Source organism: Paenibacillus sp. BK033, from assembly GCF_004345425.1.
GTDB lineage: Bacteria > Bacillota > Bacilli > Paenibacillales > Paenibacillaceae > Pristimantibacillus.
Genome location: NZ_SLVP01000001.1, coordinates 174,723 through 190,174, shown reverse-complemented (window position 1 = coordinate 190,174; position 15,452 = coordinate 174,723). Strand labels below are relative to the sequence as shown.

Genomic DNA, 15,452 nt, shown 5'->3' with positions numbered 1-15,452 from the left:
TTTTCTCCTATAGTTAGGTCTTTTGAACAAAGAGCATTTATTCTGTAAGCGATTTCAAATTTTCTCTTATTGCGTTAAGCCAAGCTCATAGGGAAAATTATAAAGCGGTTAAACCTTGTCCAATACCAAGAAACTATAGAACTTTCTTTGTGAATTAAAGAGAAACGGCTCTCGAGATAATAAAAAAAAACAGCCAGCTATGACGGCTGGATTTCAGCCGTTCATAACTAGCAGTTTCAAGGATTAGCCCCCGTTCTTCGTTACCAGCTCGACCAGCGTGCGAACCATTACGCCGGTTGCTCCTTTTGGCTCCAGTCCGCGGCTCTTATCAAGGAATGCCGTACCGGCAATGTCCAGATGAACCCAAGGAAGCTCCTCTGCGAAAGCGCCGATAAACAAACCGCCTGTGGTTGCTCCGGCATAGCGTCCGCCGCTGTTCTTCAAATCTGCGGCATCGCTTCTGAGCTGTCTCTTATACTCCGGAAATGCCGGAAGCTGCCAGATCCGCTCGCCGCTGCGCCCGGCAGCCTCGAACACCTGCTGCATCAGCGCTTCGTTATTGGTAATGGCGCCCGTCGCTTCCGTGCCTAATGCGACCATCACCGCTCCGGTTAGCGTTGCTACGTCTACCAGCTGCGTCGCGCCTCTGCGGATTGCCGTTGTCAGGCCGTCTCCAAGAACAAGACGTCCTTCCGCGTCCGTATTGACGATTTCAACCGTTAAGCCATTCATCATTTTAATGACATCGCCCGGTTTAAACGCTTGGGCAGACGGCATATTTTCCGCTGTCGGGATAACCGCAATGACGTTTACTTCCGGCTTAAGCTCGCCGATAATGCGCATTGCGCCAAGCACGGCTGCCGCGCCGCCCATATCGGAGATCATTTCCTCCATGCCAGGCCCTTTCTTGAGCGAGATGCCGCCCGTATCAAAGGTGATGCCCTTGCCGATTAATCCCCATGCCTCTTCCTTGTCGGGAGCGCCTTTATAATGAAGAACAATCATTCTTGGCGCATGGACACTGCCCTGGCCAACGGCCAGCAAGCCGCCCATTCCCTGCTCAATCGCCGCCCACTCATCGAGCACTTCGATATCCAGATCCCATTCGCGGGCAAGCTCTTCCGCGTGGGCGGCGAGAGATTCGGGAACCAGCTGATTGCCGGGCAGATTGGTCAAATCGCGCGCTACCTTAACGCCTTCCGCGTAAAGCTGGCCCACCATCATGCCTTCGTTCCACTTTTCCGCGATATCTGCCGGAACCGCAGCTCCCGCTGCCGGCACAAAAGATACATGGGAAAGCTCATAACGCTGCTTGGCTTGACGCAATTCCGGAACACGGTCGTATACCGCAAGCGTTAGTCCTTCCACCAAGGCCTGCGCAGCTTGCTGCGCGGTATAGTCGGCAGACGAAATAATCGCCTCTGGCAGACGGATTTGCGCGGTTTGCGCTTTGATCCGCTTTAGGGCATTTGCGGCTGCCGCTGCCGCAAGACGAAGGCCTTGCAAGCCGGTTTTATCGTCATAGCCCGCAAAAATAACATGGGAAGCCGAATGAAGCCCAAGCGTCGACAACGTCTCGGTTTGTTCCGGCTCCGCCTTAAACAAGCCCTTGGCATGCAGTCCGCGAACCGCCTCGTCGATTTGCGGCTGCACCCACTCCGCCATGCTGCCGGCCTTAAGCTCGGCGCTGTTAATCAGTCTCACGATCGCATCCGCTGAACCTGCCGTTGCCGCCGGTTCATATGTAAAATGTGTACGCATCAAATAATTCCTCTCTTTCAATGACAAAATCGGGGATCGCATCCTAATAAGCGATCTATCCCCGATTCTAATCGTTTATTCCGCTAATGGCAAATAGATAACAAACGAGGTACCGCTGCCCTCGGTACTGTCCACCCGGATGGAGCCGCCATGATTCCGGATTATCCGGTAGCTGACGGACAAGCCAAGACCGGTTCCTGCTTCCTTTGTCGTAAAGAAGGGATCAAACAAACGGGCAAGCGTTGCTTTGTCCATTCCTTTGCCGTTGTCTTTCAACGTAATCTCCGCAAATTGGCCATCCGATCTCACCACCAAATCAATCCGGCCTCTGCGCGCTTCCTGCAACGACTCAATGGCGTCAATCGAATTTTTGACGATATTCAGAATGACCTGCTTGATCTGCTTCACGTCGATGGAGACCATCAAATCACGTTCATTCTCGTAGGTTTCCAATTGAATGTCGCAGTTGCGCATCAGCGCTTCGCTTTCGGTCAGAAGAATAACCTCTTGTATCAGCCGGTTAATCGATACGGACTTCTTCATTGGCGCTGACGGCTTGGAAGAATTCAAGAATTCGAAAATAATATCATTCGCCCGGTCGATCTCCGTAAGAATAATCCGGGCATACTCTTCCTTGCCAAGCTGCATCAAATAAGGCCGCAGTAATTGAATAAACCCGCGAATAGAGGTGAGCGGGTTACGGATCTCGTGAGCAATCGCTGCCGCAATCCGGCCCAGCATGGCCAGCTTGTCGTTCTGCAGCGCGGTCTGCTCGATTTGCTTATACTCGGAAACATCCTTCACGCTGATTAAAAAATCGCCGTTCATCTGATCGCCGTAAGTAAAGGACACAAGCAAATGCTTGCCGTCCTTATCCTGGAACTCGTAGTACACATTCCGTTTCAGAATCATTTCCTTATGTAGGCGGAGAATAACTCGCTTGGTAGACCGCTTCAGCAGCGGATGCAGCAGAATCTCCCGCAAATTGCAGCCGACTAACGTTTTGCGCGGAATATCGAGAAGCTTCGCCATCCGGACGTTGATAAATGACAAGATCCCGTCGCTGTCAAACAACGCAATGCCGCTGTCCATATGCTGGAGGACGTTCTCATACTTATGTTTAACCATCTCAAAGGAGCGGTTGGAAAGAAAAAGCCTCTCGCGCATATCCGAAAACTTCTGTTCGACCGTTTCAGCCGGTACTTCGTTCATTCTGTGGGCAACCATCACTTCTATTAGAAACATGAATGATTGATTATAAAGCTTTAACGCTTCTTCGGATTCCACATTGGCGGCCAAATATTGGATACTTTCCTCGTGAACAGCAATAATCTCCTCAGGGTTGAACCCTTTAATGTCTCTACCGAGTTCTGATGCTTTGTAGAGGGACTGCTCCTCGCCGCCACGAATATATTCGGCAAGCGCCGGGAAATAGCGCTTTCTAATGGAATGCATCATCAACCCTCCCCGGCCACAACGATTTACAACATTTAACAACCTTACATATCTCTATTATCATAGGAGTTATTGCCAATAGCTGTCAATCGGAGACTTTGTCGAAAGATGGACGTCTTTTCCATCGAAAAACCGACTTTATTCCCGTGTCCAACGTCCCATGATTCGAGTTATTATTTATCCCGGTTGTTGCTGCGGCCTTCCCGGTCATTGTCCTTCTTATTGTCATTACGGTTATGTATGCGGTCATCCCCCTGTTCATCGTCATTATGGTTATCCTCGTTCCGCCAAGTCCACTTCTCAAGCTTGCTTGAACCGTTTACCGAATTGTCCTTATCGGAACTGTTTATTTCATCATCCCGATCGTCGTCACGGTCTTTATCCGAATTATTCTTTCCTTTAGGCCAATTCCCGCTTTGCCATTTATTCTGATCCGAGCCGGACGGCTTGCTTGGTGATACCGGCTTCGCAGGGATGGAAGGCTTATGCGGGTTGTTCTCTCTGGACCAAGACGGTTTTTCCGTATGGGACGGTCTATTCGGATGCTTCAGCGGACCCTCGGTTGGTTTGACCGGCGCGGTTTTGTTGATGGTTGCGCCTAAGGCTGTTCCGCCTTGCGAGGATGCGGCTTTATCCGCAACAGGCGTAGCCGTTGCTTGCGAATTGTTTTGCTTTTCCTTGACGGCAAGCTCTTTCAGCTTCTCCTTGGTGACACCCTTCTCCACGATTTTCTTCACGCCGCCTACTGATTTCGTCGCTTCGGCCAGGGACTGGGACTTGATTTGTTCGAGCTCAATAGGATAGCCTTCATCCTTGGCCATGAGATAAACGGCCATCTTGCCGGAAGAAATGCCATTGGCGGATGCTTCCTCGCGCACCTCCGAAGGAACGGACAGTACCGTTACGTTAGGCTCCTTAGCCGCGTCAATCCCCTTGATTGCCTCTTGAATCTTCTGGTCGACGGCACTCGTTACGGTCTTTTCAAGCTCTTCTCCGGGACTTTTATCCTCCAGCATGTAGCTTGTAATCACGATATCCTTATCCGGTTTATCCAAGTAATGCTCTGCCGCAACCGTACTCATAATCGAGGCAGCAACCGTATCAACAGACTTGCCCTTATAGCTGATCTTGCTTACGATCGCTTGTCCGTCGCGGTTAAGTCCGATCAGCTCCTGCACGCGCTGCTGTTGGTCTACGCCCATCTCGATGCTTGGATTAATGTCAAGGCTCACATAAGCAACTACCGGATGAGCTTCCGCCGTAGTCAGGTAGAAGAAAGGAATAAAGAAGAGCAGGATGGCCGCTGCTGCCCCCGAATACCAGTAAACTCTTTTTGGTTTACGCCTTGGCGGCGCGGCTGTCTCCGCTGGAATCGAAGCTTCGTCCCCGACTCGCATATGGGCTTGATGCGGGATTGAAATGAATTGGCCATCCGCCGTCATGACGACGGCCTTCTTGTTTTCGATGGAGAGAACAATCCCTCGTTTCATAATCCCGCCTCCTTCCCTGACATTGGCACTGAAATGTTTAAGTAATCGGATAAATACGGATATGTACCGTTTAAAATAAGTGAAATCGCAATAATATATTTACGGTTGCGCTCAACCGTTTTCCTCGATACGCCGCATAGCTCCGTGAGCTCTTTGACCGGCAGCTTGCCCGATACATACAGCTGGGCAAACAGCTCCCGCTGCCCCGCGAGCGTCTGCGCAATACCCTGCAGAAGCAGGCGGGAATCGGCATGCTTCGGCGAGCTGTCGGCCAGCTCCATGAAAGAGATCTGGAACTGCTGCAGCTCCTTCGAATATTCCTCTATCTCGAGCCGCCTGTCATCGCCGTCTTGCTTCAGCTGATAAGCCTGGATAGCCATTTTGGTATCGATCGGGTTATACGTCTGTTCCTCTTCATCCTGCTGGTCAAAGGCCGTATACGGCACCGTCTTGAGATGACGCTGCTCCTTGCGCACATAGTCAATAAGCCTGCGGCGCATGACCGTCTCGGCAAAGCTAAGGAAAGATCGGCCCGACTCCGGGGAAAACTGCGTGATCGCTTCGTTAAATGCCGTTAAAGCTATGCTAAACTCATCATCGCGGGTGGGATCGACGAACCGCTTGCAGAATCCGCTCGTCACCTTCGCTACATACGGCTTGTAATCGGAAATAAACGTTTCCCTCAATTGTTCATCGCCGTCATGAATTCGTTTAATTATCTGTTCAGGAGCTGATCTTTCGTCATGCGCAGCTTTAGCGGGTGATTTCCGCAAAAACCGTTTAAACATGAAGAGTATCCTCCTCTCTGTATAAGTTTCGATAAGAAGCTTTCGTTTTTAGGGGGTTCCCGCTTAGCAAATGTTAGAAATATGAGAATTAATATGAGAAATCTATGGTACAGTTGTATTTATGCTTAGAAAAAAAAGCCCCCGACTCGGAGGCTTAACTTTGGTCGTGCTAAAAAGTTAAACAGAAGTTCGTCGCTGCCGTAATTTATTTCGTCTTCCGCTTAACATACCAAGACGCGTTTTAAGCTCGTTTTCCCATGCCTCGTCGCCAATCTGCTTCGCAAAGCTGAGCAGATCAAGCGATATATCGATTTGACTCAACACAACCTCCATGGGATCCTCATTCTCGTGATTGACGCAATTCTCATACAACGCTTTGCCTTCCTGTTCCACATAATCCTGGAAGTCAACTTCGGCGGCGCCGTCCCCATGGGCGTATTCAGCCAATATTTCATATTCATTCTCAATCAAATAATGTATCTCTACGCGGTGGCATACAGGACAGAAAAGAATCGGTACATTATGAATATGAGTTCGCATATGCTTCAAAGTGCCTTTCGTTCCGATCATACTCGCTCCACAACAAAAGCTCATCGGGCGACAACCTCCTAAAAGAATTTTTCGCGGTCTTTGCGATAAATTCTGCTTCGTAAGGATCAGCTAAGAATTTACGCGGTCTTTGCGATAAATTCTGCTTCGTAAGGATCAGCTTAAGAATTCTCGCGGTCTTTGCGATAATTCTACTTCGTAAGGGTCAGCTTAACTTGCGCATGCTTACTTCTCAAACCTATTCGCTTCTTCCTGCCGAAATTCCTGCTTTACAAGCATAATCCGGCTTGGTTCTACATGCAAACCAGGATTTACCTCCATCGGCCAAAAAACAAAAAAAAGCCCGTACCACATTGTGGCACGGGCTTTCTCCTGCTTAGCAGAACTTATTTCGCAACCAAGTGCTGTTGACCTGGCTTCCAGTTCATCGGGCACAGACCGCCGGATTGCAGAGCTTGCAGTACGCGAAGCGTTTCGTCAACGCTGCGGCCTACGTCGTTATGGTTAACGACTTGGTATTTCACTTCGCCTTCCGGATCGATGATGAACAGGCCGCGCAAAGCAACGCCTTCTTCTTCGATCAGGACGCCGTAGTCACGAGCAACGCTCTTTGTGATGTCGGCAGCCAGCGGGAAGTTCAATTCGCCAAGGCCATTGTCGTTTACCGGAGTGTTGATCCAAGCACGGTGGCTGTGCTTGCTGTCAACGGAGACGCCAAGAACTTCTGTATTCAGCGCTTTGAATTGCTCGGAAGCAAGGCTCAAAGCCGTAATTTCAGTTGGGCAAACAAATGTGAAGTCGAGTGGGTAGAAGAACAATACCAGCCATTTACCTTTGTAATCAGCAAGGGATGCTGTTCCGAAATCTTTACCGTCACCTGTTGCGGTATCCATTTTGAAATCTGGAGCCGGACGGCCAACCAAACGCTCTGCCATAATACAATTCCTCCTTAACCTATCCAACAATTTTTATAGTTAATGTCACTATTAAGTCGTGACTTACTTATAGAATAGTAACACTAGCCTAGAATAAAGTCAATATTGGAATTAATATTTATTTATAATAATTATAAATAAGGGGATCTTATTTTGTCATTGCCGCAACGATCAGATCGCCCATTGCGGTTGTGCCGATTGCCGTGCTTTTATCAACCGCGATGTCGCCCGTACGGTGACCGGCGTCAAGAACGTTTTTAACCGCGTCTTCAATGACTTGAGCCGCCTCATGGTAGCCGAATGTCAGGCGGAACATGAGCGCAACGGAAAGAATCGTAGCAATCGGGTTCGAGATGCCTTGACCGGCAATGTCAGGAGCGGAGCCGTGTACCGGCTCGTACAGGCCAAAGCTGCCTTCGCCAAGGGAAGCGGAGGAGAGCATGCCGATCGAACCCGTCAGCATAGCCGCTTCGTCGCTCAGGATGTCGCCGAACATGTTTTCCGTAACGATAACGTCGAAGCTCGAAGGACGACGGAGCAATTGCATCGCGCAGTTGTCTACGAGCACATGCTCGAGCTCAACTTCCGGATATTCAGGAGCGATCCGGTTAACCACTTCACGCCACAGGCGGGAAGTTTCAAGCACGTTAGCTTTATCGACGGAAGCCAGACGCTTGCTGCGGGTCATCGCGATATCGAAAGCCTGACGGACGATGCGCTCAACCTCTTGCACGTTGTATACGCAAGTATCAACCGCTTCTTCGCCGTTTGCGCCTTCGCGGCGGAATTTCTCGCCGAAGTAGATGCCGCCAGTCAGCTCGCGGACAACGATCAGGTCAGTGCCTTCGAGAACCTCAGGCTTCAGTGTCGATGCTTCCTTCAGGCAATCGAACACGTTAGCTGGGCGGATGTTCGAGAACAAGCCCAGAGCTTTACGGATGCCCAGCAGACCTGTTTCCGGACGAAGCTCTTTCGGGTTGTTGTCCCATTTCGGACCGCCAACAGCGCCGAGCAATACAGCGTCAGCCTTTTTGCAAATATCAAGCGTTTCTTGCGGCAGCGGCGTGCCTTTCTCGTCGATGGCGATACCGCCGAACAGTCCATGCTCGAATTCGAATTGGTAACCGAACAGCTCCTCGGTTTTTTTCATTACTTTAAGCGCCTCGCCAACAACCTCTGGACCGATACCGTCGCCGGCGATGACGGCGATTTTTTTCACTTCTGACATTATTAAACACTCCTCTTATTCGCTCTATTAAGCTATTCTCACTCTGTTATCCTTTGTACCACATTTGCAGCATGAAAATCCAAGATATAAAATCTATCATCTTTATAGGTGCTGCTTATAAAGGTTGTTCCTCTTCCTTAACCCTCAATCAGCTTAACATGAAAATGGCGCGTACGAGGCCCGTCAAACTCGCAGAAATAAATGCCCTGCCAAGTGCCAAGCACCAGCTTGCCCCCGTTAATGATAACCGTCTGGCTTGTCCCTGTCGTCAGCGCCTTCAGATGGGAGGCCGTATTCCCTTCCGCATGGCGGTATTTCGGATGCTCCCAGGGATATACCTCATCGAGCCTCATCAGAATATCATGCTTCACGTCCGGATCGGCATTCTCCTGAATCGCAATCCCAGCCGTCGTTTGCGGACAGTACACAACGGCAAGCCCGTCCTGGATCCCTTCGCGAGCAACAATAGAAGCTACCTTGCGCGTAATATCAATCATTTCGTCTCTTCTTGATGTTTGCAGCGTCTCGGTAATCATTCATTCCGCTCCCTTCATTCAACCTATGTACCATTCTTCATTTGTTTTGTTCAACTAACCGCAAAAGCCAAACTGAGCAAGTCTGAATAGACTTTATCGGTTTGGCTTTTGTTGGTGCTTTAGCTTGTTAGATCAAGCTCATTTTGTCGCGTCGTCCAGGGGACTTGCGCTTCTCGATGAGGCGGTTCAGCGCGTCGATGTAAGCACGTGCGCTCGCTTCAAGGATGTCCGTGCTGAGACCGCGGCCTTGTGCGGAAATATCGTCCTGCTTCAGCACGACGTGTACCTCGCCTTGCGCATCCTTGCCTTGCGATACGGACTTGATGGAATAATCCTCAAGCTCAACCGCTTCAGCCGTAACTTTATCGATCGCGTTGTAGATCGCGTCCACGGAGCCGTTGCCGATGGCGACTTCTTCGCGCGTTTCGCTCTCCGCCGTACGGATGCGAACGGAAGCACTAGGCGTAGATTGGTTGCCGTAGCTAACTTGAATGGCTTCAAGCGTATAAACTTCCGGCGTATCGACCAGCTTCTCTTCCAAGAAGGCGCGGATATCTTCATCCGTAACATGCTTCTTGCGGTCTGCCAAATCCTTGAATTTAGCGAAAGCAACGTTAACCGCTTCTTCGTCCAGCTCGTAGCCAAGATCGATCAGCTTCTCGCGGAACGCATGGCGTCCCGAGTGCTTGCCAAGAACAAGCTTGGAATCGCGAAGACCGATGGTTTCCGGAGAGATAATCTCGTAAGTCGTTTTCTCCTTCAGCATGCCATCCTGGTGAATGCCGGACTCATGCGCAAATGCGTTGGCCCCAACAATCGCTTTGTTGCCAGGGATAACCATACCGGTCAGCTTGCTGACAAGACGGCTTGTTCTGGCGATTTCCTGCAGGATCAGGCCGGTTTTTGCGCCAAAATAATCGAAACGCGTCTCGAGCGCCAGCGCGACTTCCTCAAGTGCCGTGTTACCCGCCCGTTCGCCGATACCGTTGATCGTACCTTCGATCTGGTCGGCGCCGTTCAGAATAGCCGCGAGGGCGTTAGCCGTTGCCATGCCGAGATCGTCATGACAGTGGGCGCTAAGCTGAATTTTTTCGATGTTTGGTACATTTTCCTTCACCGTCTTGAAGATATTGCCGTATTCAAGCGGATTCAAATAACCAACCGTATCCGGAAGATTCACGACGGAAGCGCCTGCGCGAATCGCCATGTCCGTCATTTGGCAGACAAAATCCAGTTCGGTACGCCCTGCATCCTCAAGCGAGAACTCAATCTTGCTGAAATACTTCTTCGCGTAAGTGATCGCACGTTCGGCCGTTTCAAGCACCTGCTCCTTCTCCATCCGAAGCTTATGCTTGCGGTGGATGGGGCTTGTTGCAAGGAAAACGTGAATGGACGGATCCTGCGCGCCCTTCAGCGCTTCACGTACCGCGTCGATATCCTGTTCGCGGGAGCGTGACAAGCCAATAATCGTAGCATTCTTAACTGCGCTAGCAACCGCATTTACCGCCGCGAGGTCCCCCGGGGAAGCCGCAGGGAAGCCTGCTTCAATCCGGTCAACGCCAAGCTTCTCAAGCTGAAGCGCGATCTCAACCTTTTCCTTTGTGTTCAGGTTAACACCGGGAGACTGCTCTCCGTCGCGAAGCGTCGTGTCAAAAATATAAATTTTTCGCATTTGTGCCTTACACCTCCGGGAACAGAATCATCCCGGCCGCACAGAGCGCGTGACAGGCAAGTTGGACCCTAACCTACGCGCACTCCGGCGAACCGGGATCATTTATCTGCGGGTTATGATATTATTACTTCTTAATCCAGTGCATCAGTTCGCGCAGCTGTTTGCCGGTTTGCTCGATTGGATGAGCAGCCTCGTTGCGGCGAGTAGCAGTCAGCATAGCACGGTTGGATTGGTTTTCAAGGATGAAATCGCGCGCGAAGCGGCCGGATTGGATGTCTTCCAGAACGCGTTTCATTTCTTTTTTCGTTTCCTCGGTAACGATACGAGGACCAGTTACATAGTCGCCGTATTCAGCCGTGTTGGAGATCGAGTCGCGCATTGTAGCCAGACCGCCTTCATACATCAGGTCAACGATCAGCTTCAGCTCGTGCAAGCACTCGAAGTAAGCCATTTCCGGAGCATAGCCAGCTTCAACCAAAGTTTCGAAGCCTGCTTTAACGAGCGCGGAAGCGCCGCCGCAAAGTACGGCTTGCTCACCGAACAAGTCGGTTTCTGTTTCTTCTTTGAAGGAAGTTTCGATAACGCCCGCACGCGTACAGCCGATACCTTTTGCGTAAGCAAGACCAATTGCTTTCGCGTTGCCGGAAGCATCTTGGTGGATTGCGATCAGACCAGGAACGCCGAAGCCCTCTTGGTATGTACGGCGAACCATATGACCAGGGGATTTAGGAGCTACCAGGAATACGTCCGTGTCTTTGCTAGGCACGATTTGGCCGTAGTGAATGTTGAAGCCGTGGGAGAACATCAGAGCCGCGCCTTTTTTCAGGTTTGGTTCGATTTCTTCCGCGTATACTTTCGCTTGGGTTTCGTCAGGGAGCAAAATTTGAACAACGTCAGCAACTTTAGTCGCTTCAGCTACAGTCAACACTTCGAAACCGTCTTTTGCTGCAACGTCTGCGGATTTACCCGGACGAAGGCCGATAACTACTTTCAGACCGCTGTCGCGAAGGTTTTGCGCTTGCGCGTGGCCTTGGCTGCCGTAACCGATAACTGCGATTGTCTTACCTTGAAGTACGCTTTGGTCTGCGTCTTTTTCATAATACAATGTAACTGCCATTTTAATGATTGCCTCCTTTTATTTAACCCTTTTGAACGGGTGTTTAAGCAGAGAATGGACCTTATAAATTCTCCCCTTAAACTCCCGTTCAAAACGGGACGTTCCTAATTTATTAACGTACGTTACCGCGGTTAAGCGCTGTTACGCCAGTACGGGAAAGCTCACGGATGCCATAAGGCTTCAGCAGTTCTACCATGGCATCGATTTTTTCCGTATCGCCAATAACCTGTACGATAAGCGAATGAGTGCCGATATCCACTACCGCTGCGCGGAAGGTGTCTACCACGCCCAGAATTTCCGGACGGGACGAAGGCTCCGCGCTTACCTTGATCAGCGCAAGCTCGCGGGAAACCATCGGATTGGAGCTCAGGTCAATAACTTTGATGACATCGATCAGCTTGTACAGCTGTTTCGTAATTTGCTCGAGCGTATGGTCATCGCCAGTTGTGACGATAACCATGCGGGACAAGCCCTGCTCTTCGCTGGCACCTACGGTAATGCTCTCAATATTGAAGCCGCGGCGTCCGAACAAGCCGGATACGCGCTGCAGAACGCCGGGCTGATCGTTGACAATAACTGCGATCGTGTGCTTTTTCATTCTGCATCCCCCATGATCATCTGATCGATCGTGCTACCCTGCGCTACCATCGGGTATACATTCTCGTCTCTGCGAACAACAAACTCGACAACTGCAGGGCCCGGATGGCGAAGCGCCTCTTCCCATACAGCTTTCGCCTCTTCTTTGTTCGAAGCGCGGAAGCCTTTCACGCCGTAAGCTTCTGCAAGCTTCACGAAGTCAGGGCTGCCTGCCAGATCGATATGGCTGAAGCGGTTCTCGTGAATCAGTTCCTGCCATTGACGAACCATGCCGAGCACCTGGTTGTTCAGGATAACAACCTTAACCGGAATGTTGTTGATCGCGCAAATCGCAAGCTCTTGCGCGCACATTTGCATGCCGCCGTCACCGTTGATCGATACAACGGTACGATCCGGATTCGCCATTTGGGCGCCAATCGCGGACGGGAAGCCGAAGCCCATTGTGCCGAGACCGCCGGAGGTTACCCAGGAGCGTGGTTTGTTGAATTTATAGTATTGCGCGGCCCACATTTGATGCTGGCCTACGTCCGTAGTTACGATAGCATCGCCGTTTGTTGTGTCGTGGATCATTTCCACAACCCATTGCGGCTTCAGTTCAACATCCGAATCCTTGTAGCTGAACGGATATTGCGCTTTCGATTTTTGAATCTGCTGGCGCCAGGCATCTGCCTTATCCGCCCGCTTCGCAAGCTGATTAACCTGCTGCAGAACCGTTTTCACGTCGCCTACGATTGGAATATCGGTCGGAACGTTCTTGCCGATTTCGGCAGGATCGATATCGATGTGAACGATCTTCGCATGCGGCGCGAAGCCTGCCAGTTTGCCCGTCACGCGGTCGTCGAAGCGAGCTCCGATATTAATAAGAAGATCCGCAGCCTGAATCGATTTGTTCGCCGTATACGTCCCGTGCATACCCGGCATGCCGAGCCACAGATCGTTGCCGCTTGGGAAGCCCCCGAGACCAAGCAATGTCGTGGTGATCGGTATTTCGGTTTTCGTTACGAATTCCAGCAGCTCTTCATGCGCTCCGGAGTATACAACCCCGCCGCCGGCAAGAATAAGCGGACGCTCGGACGCTTCGATCGCTTTGATCAATTTGTCCACTTGCAGCTTGTTTGGCGACATCGTTGGGTTGTAACCGCGGATGTTCACTTCCGTTACGGGCTTGAACAGCGTTTTTGCCGCGGATACGTCCTTCGGAATATCGATGAGTACCGGACCTTTGCGGCCGGTATTTGCGATATGGAAGGCTTCATGGATGATGCGAGGAAGATCCTCGACATCGCGGACCATGTAGCTGTGTTTCGTGATTGGCATCGTAATGCCCGTAATGTCCGCTTCTTGGAAGGCATCCGTTCCGATCAGGGACGAAATAACATTGCCCGTAATAACAACGAGCGGTACAGAGTCCATATAGGCCGTAGCAATCCCCGTTACGAGGTTGGTTGCGCCAGGACCGGATGTTGCGATACATACGCCAACATTGCCGCTTGCGCGAGCATAGCCGTCCGCCGCGTGAATCGCTCCTTGCTCATGTCTAGTGAGTACGTGGTTGAAATCGGAGAACCCGTGCATCGCATCGTAGATGTACAATACGGCACCGCCCGGATAACCAAACACGCAATCGACGCCTTCCAGCACCAAACTGCGGAGTAATATTTCGGAACCGGAAATTACTTCCGGCTTTCTCATCCGTTCCATAATTTCTTCTTTTGACTTCAGCGTTGCACTTTGCGTGACCATTAGTCATCCTCCTCTCGAAAACAACAAAAAAACCTTTCGTTCCTCGAGCTTCATGTAGAGAAGCCTGAGGGACGAAAGGTTATATCTTCCGTGGTACCACCCAAATTCGTTATACATCTTGCGATGCATAACCTCCATAGGTAATGAACGTGTGCGCACAAAACGCCCATACCTTTGACACAATAACGCGTGTCTTGCGATTTTCCCTAATAACCAACATTGACAGTGTTGCTTTTCAGGAAAACAGCTCCGAGGTGAGCTCGTAGAAAAGGGGTTTTGGCGATGGTTGCAGCTGATCCATCCGCTCTCTGAGCAAAAGAGCCCTTAACACTTCGTCCTCATCATTGCCGATAACATATGCTTGGATAAGATTTTCTTTATTATATGCCTTGCACATCTGTTCGTCAAGCTAAAGTGCCTAACAATTTGAAAAATTGTGTGAGGCATATTTGACCATCCGTTCATACAATAACATAGCCTAATTTTTGAAATTTCATTCGGTCAGGAAGGGATCGCTGATGATACGAGCACGCAACCCCAAAACGGACGATAAGGAAATATTCCGTCTCATACAAGCCGAGCTTATTCCGATGTCGCATACGGCGCATCCTCTTGATGCGCAGACGATCCGGGATCTTCCCGTGCGCTTTCGCCGGGGTGTTACCTATGTAGCCGCAGAAGGAAAAACTAGCAAGCCTTACGGCTTTATCCGTTTCGAAGTCACGGGGGAGCTTCTGTATCTGGATATGCTTGTTGTCCATCCGGATCACCGCAACCGGCAATGGGGCCGGAAGCTGCTGCTTGCCGCCGAAGCCTACGGCTTAACCCAAAACTGCAGAGCCTCCAGACTTTTCGTGGACGACATTAATGCCAGGGCCAAGAATCTGTACGCCCGCCTCGGCTATCAGGCCATCCAGTATTATCCGGAGCTCCGCTGTTATGAGATGATTAAGCCGCTTGCTTCCTCATCTTATCCATCCTATTAATAGAATCCGCCGCCACCGTACGGACCGCCGCCGTAGCCGCTGCCATAACCGCCGCCGTAGCCACCACCGTATCCGCCACCGTATCCGCCGCCGTAGCCGCCGCCACTGCAACCGCCGCAGCCAGCGTTGCCGCATCCGCATCCGCCGCCGCCCCAGAATCCAAGCGTACCGATTGCCAGCAGATCAAACAGTACAAGCGGCAAAATCGCTTTCGTCCGAACGACTTTCCCCTTTTCTTTTTTCAGAGGTGCTAATACGAGCTTGTTTTGCCGCAGTTCCACAAGCTTACCCGTAACGATAGCTCCGTCTTTGCGAACCGCATAAATGGGTTTGCCGATCAGCTTCTTTACTTGTGCTTTAGAAACTTTGCTCACTTTGCTCATGAGTATCCCTCCCTTCCCGTTATTCTACAGATTATTCAGGAGGAAGCACGGCTGCCTGTTTATTTGTCCTTGCTAGGGGTTAAGCACAAACCTATTTCATCTATAATTCAGGAATAGATATCATCCAGGGATGAAGAACCCCCCGATTTCAGCACTCGCCGCTGTAGTCGGGGGGTTCTATTTTCCGGGAGAGAGGCTGTGATAGAGCTGAG

General features: G+C 50.8%; 14 protein-coding genes. 1 reads left to right on the top strand and 13 read right to left on the bottom strand.

Annotated elements, in window-relative coordinates; all coding sequences use genetic code 11:
* Positions 1-243: 243 nt before the first annotated feature.
* From EV294_RS00855 to ilvB, 12 genes are all read right to left on the bottom strand, one after another.
* Positions 244-1,761, bottom strand: coding sequence for a leucyl aminopeptidase (locus tag EV294_RS00855; RefSeq protein ID WP_132303146.1), 1,518 nt, complete (start codon positions 1,759-1,761; stop codon positions 244-246).
* 75 nt (positions 1,762-1,836) lie between these two features.
* On the bottom strand, positions 1,837-3,216 hold the full coding sequence (locus EV294_RS00850; RefSeq protein WP_132303145.1) for an ATP-binding protein: 1,380 nt from the start codon (positions 3,214-3,216) through the stop codon (positions 1,837-1,839).
* Positions 3,217-3,389: 173 nt separating this feature from the next.
* Positions 3,390-4,706, bottom strand: a complete 1,317-nt coding sequence (locus EV294_RS00845; RefSeq protein WP_132303144.1) for an anti-sigma factor domain-containing protein — start codon at positions 4,704-4,706, stop codon at positions 3,390-3,392.
* Positions 4,703-5,494, bottom strand: coding sequence for an RNA polymerase sigma factor SigI (gene sigI / locus EV294_RS00840; protein WP_132303143.1), 792 nt, complete (start codon positions 5,492-5,494; stop codon positions 4,703-4,705). The genes EV294_RS00845 and sigI overlap by 4 nt, the downstream gene beginning before the upstream one ends.
* A gap of 177 nt (positions 5,495-5,671) precedes the next feature.
* Positions 5,672-6,088, bottom strand: a complete 417-nt coding sequence (locus EV294_RS00835; RefSeq protein ID WP_015842935.1) for a hypothetical protein — start codon at positions 6,086-6,088, stop codon at positions 5,672-5,674.
* A gap of 341 nt (positions 6,089-6,429) precedes the next feature.
* Positions 6,430-6,978: a peroxiredoxin gene (locus EV294_RS00830; protein WP_132303142.1), complete on the bottom strand. Its 549-nt coding sequence runs from the start codon at positions 6,976-6,978 to the stop codon at positions 6,430-6,432.
* A gap of 148 nt (positions 6,979-7,126) precedes the next feature.
* A complete protein-coding gene (leuB, locus tag EV294_RS00825; protein ID WP_132303141.1) occupies positions 7,127-8,206 on the bottom strand; it encodes a 3-isopropylmalate dehydrogenase in 1,080 nt (359 codons plus the stop codon).
* A 137-nt stretch (positions 8,207-8,343) separates the two neighbouring features.
* Positions 8,344-8,742, bottom strand: coding sequence for a secondary thiamine-phosphate synthase enzyme YjbQ (locus EV294_RS00820; RefSeq protein ID WP_132303140.1), 399 nt, complete (start codon positions 8,740-8,742; stop codon positions 8,344-8,346).
* Positions 8,743-8,869: 127 nt separating this feature from the next.
* A complete protein-coding gene (locus tag EV294_RS00815) occupies positions 8,870-10,414 on the bottom strand; it encodes a 2-isopropylmalate synthase (RefSeq protein WP_132303139.1) in 1,545 nt (514 codons plus the stop codon).
* A gap of 124 nt (positions 10,415-10,538) precedes the next feature.
* Positions 10,539-11,531, bottom strand: a complete 993-nt coding sequence (ilvC, locus tag EV294_RS00810) for a ketol-acid reductoisomerase (RefSeq protein ID WP_132303138.1) — start codon at positions 11,529-11,531, stop codon at positions 10,539-10,541.
* A gap of 112 nt (positions 11,532-11,643) precedes the next feature.
* The gene (gene ilvN, locus EV294_RS00805) at positions 11,644-12,129 is read right to left on the bottom strand and encodes an acetolactate synthase small subunit (protein ID WP_132303137.1); all 486 of its coding nucleotides are present in this window, start codon (positions 12,127-12,129) and stop codon (positions 11,644-11,646) included.
* Positions 12,126-13,871 (bottom strand): biosynthetic-type acetolactate synthase large subunit, encoded by a 1,746-nt coding sequence (gene ilvB, locus EV294_RS00800; RefSeq protein WP_132303136.1) that lies wholly within the window; start codon positions 13,869-13,871, stop codon positions 12,126-12,128. Before ilvB ends, ilvN begins: the two co-directional genes overlap by 4 nt.
* Positions 13,872-14,389: 518 nt before the next feature.
* Here ilvB and EV294_RS00795 point away from each other — a divergent pair.
* A complete protein-coding gene (locus tag EV294_RS00795) occupies positions 14,390-14,857 on the top strand; it encodes a GNAT family N-acetyltransferase (protein ID WP_132303135.1) in 468 nt (155 codons plus the stop codon).
* Here EV294_RS00795 and EV294_RS00790 read toward each other — a convergent pair.
* A complete protein-coding gene (locus EV294_RS00790; RefSeq protein ID WP_132303134.1) occupies positions 14,854-15,240 on the bottom strand; it encodes a hypothetical protein in 387 nt (128 codons plus the stop codon). The two genes, EV294_RS00795 and EV294_RS00790, sit on opposite strands and share 4 nt — an antisense overlap.
* Positions 15,241-15,452: the final 212 nt, after the last annotated feature.

Bases quoted from the DNA above. Each gene is read 5' to 3' on its own strand.
- EV294_RS00855 (WP_132303146.1), bottom strand. From the start codon at position 1,761: ATGCGTACACATTTTACATATGAACCGGCGGCAACGGCAGGTTCAGCG.
- EV294_RS00850 (WP_132303145.1), bottom strand. From the start codon at position 3,216: ATGCATTCCATTAGAAAGCGCTATTTCCCGGCGCTTGCCGAATATATT.
- EV294_RS00845 (WP_132303144.1), bottom strand. From the start codon at position 4,706: ATGAAACGAGGGATTGTTCTCTCCATCGAAAACAAGAAGGCCGTCGTC.
- sigI (WP_132303143.1), bottom strand. From the start codon at position 5,494: ATGTTTAAACGGTTTTTGCGGAAATCACCCGCTAAAGCTGCGCATGAC.
- EV294_RS00835 (WP_015842935.1), bottom strand. From the start codon at position 6,088: ATGAGCTTTTGTTGTGGAGCGAGTATGATCGGAACGAAAGGCACTTTG.
- EV294_RS00830 (WP_132303142.1), bottom strand. From the start codon at position 6,978: ATGGCAGAGCGTTTGGTTGGCCGTCCGGCTCCAGATTTCAAAATGGAT.
- leuB (WP_132303141.1), bottom strand. From the start codon at position 8,206: ATGTCAGAAGTGAAAAAAATCGCCGTCATCGCCGGCGACGGTATCGGT.
- EV294_RS00820 (WP_132303140.1), bottom strand. From the start codon at position 8,742: ATGATTACCGAGACGCTGCAAACATCAAGAAGAGACGAAATGATTGAT.
- EV294_RS00815 (WP_132303139.1), bottom strand. From the start codon at position 10,414: ATGCGAAAAATTTATATTTTTGACACGACGCTTCGCGACGGAGAGCAG.
- ilvC (WP_132303138.1), bottom strand. From the start codon at position 11,531: ATGGCAGTTACATTGTATTATGAAAAAGACGCAGACCAAAGCGTACTT.
- ilvN (WP_132303137.1), bottom strand. From the start codon at position 12,129: ATGAAAAAGCACACGATCGCAGTTATTGTCAACGATCAGCCCGGCGTT.
- ilvB (WP_132303136.1), bottom strand. From the start codon at position 13,871: ATGGTCACGCAAAGTGCAACGCTGAAGTCAAAAGAAGAAATTATGGAA.
- EV294_RS00795 (WP_132303135.1), top strand. From the start codon at position 14,390: ATGATACGAGCACGCAACCCCAAAACGGACGATAAGGAAATATTCCGT.
- EV294_RS00790 (WP_132303134.1), bottom strand. From the start codon at position 15,240: ATGAGCAAAGTGAGCAAAGTTTCTAAAGCACAAGTAAAGAAGCTGATC.